Origin of the sequence: Tepidimonas charontis (assembly GCF_007556685.1) — a bacterium.
Lineage (GTDB): Bacteria > Pseudomonadota > Gammaproteobacteria > Burkholderiales > Burkholderiaceae_C > Tepidimonas > Tepidimonas charontis.
Genome location: NZ_VJON01000095.1, coordinates 1 through 1,179, shown reverse-complemented (window position 1 = coordinate 1,179; position 1,179 = coordinate 1). Strand labels below are relative to the sequence as shown.

General features: G+C 62.9%; 1 protein-coding gene. It reads right to left on the bottom strand.

Annotation, left to right across the window (positions count from 1 at the left end; genetic code table 11):
- Nucleotides 1-26: 26 nt before the first annotated feature.
- Nucleotides 27-1,179, bottom strand: a 1,153-nt coding sequence (locus Tchar_RS13490; protein ID WP_201739390.1) for an IS256 family transposase, incomplete at its 5' end; no start/stop codon positions are given.

Genomic DNA, 1,179 nt, shown 5'->3' with positions numbered 1-1,179 from the left:
AGCGATGACGACAGCGCGCGGCCGCTTCAGGCGGCCAGTCTCAACGCCTCCTTTTTCTGCTCCGAAAGGAGCGTCATGTTCAGGTAACGGCTGTCCTCCAGCCAGGTCTCGTGCGTCTCGACGCACAGCGCCCGGATCAGCCGTAGGCAGGACGCCTCATTGGGGAAGATCCTGACGACACGGGTGCGGCGCTTGATCTCCTCGTTCAGCCTCTCCAGCATGTTCGTGCTCTTCATGTGCTTGTGGTGGGCGCGCGGCAGGCGGTAGAAGGTCAGCGTCTCGGCGATGTTGGATTCGACCCAATCGACCAGCTTGGGATACTTGCCTTGCCACTTGGCGATCCAGGCCGCCAGGTCCCGGTTGGCCTCCTGGATGTCGCGCCGGTCGTAGATCCAGCGCAACTCCTGCAGACAGTCGTCGTCGGCCTTCCTCGGTAGGTAGTCAAGAGCGTTCCTGAGGAAATGCACGTAACAGCGCTGCCAGCCGGCTTCGGTCAGCACCTCGCGGATGGCTTTCTTCAGGCCGGCATGGTCGTCGGAGACGACGAATTCGACCCCTGAGAGGCCGCGTTCCTTCAGCCGGATCAGGAAGTCCTTCCAGCTGCTCTGGCTCTCGCGGTTGGCCAGTTCGACGGCGAGCACCTGCCGCTGACCTTCCCAGTTGATGCCGATGGCGATCAGGACCGCCTGGTGGCTGATCACACCGTCCTCGCGGACTTTCTCGTAGCGGGCATCGAGGATCAGGTAGGGATAGGCTTCGTCGAGGCGGCGCTTGGCAAACCGCTCCAGGGCGTCGTCCAGCCCCTTGTTGATGCTGCTGATGGCGCTGGCCGAGAAACTGTGACCGCACAGCTCTTCGGTGATGGCCTTGACCTTGCGGGTGGACACGCCTTGCACGTACATCTCGGCCAGAGCAGCCACCAGCGCCCTCTCGCTCCTTGCGTAGCGTTCGAACAGCGCCGTGGAGAATTCGCCGCTCCTATCCCGCGGCACCCGCAGTTCCAGCTTGCCAATGCGGGTGATCAGGTTGCGGCTGTAGTAGCCGGCCCGGTAGCCATTTCTGCCTTCTGTCCGTTCGTGTGGCGACGCCCCCAGAAATTCGCTCATCTCGCCTTCCAGAACTTCCTGCAGCGCTTCCTTCAGCAGCGCCTTCATCAGGTCGCGGTCCCCCGCAACGGCT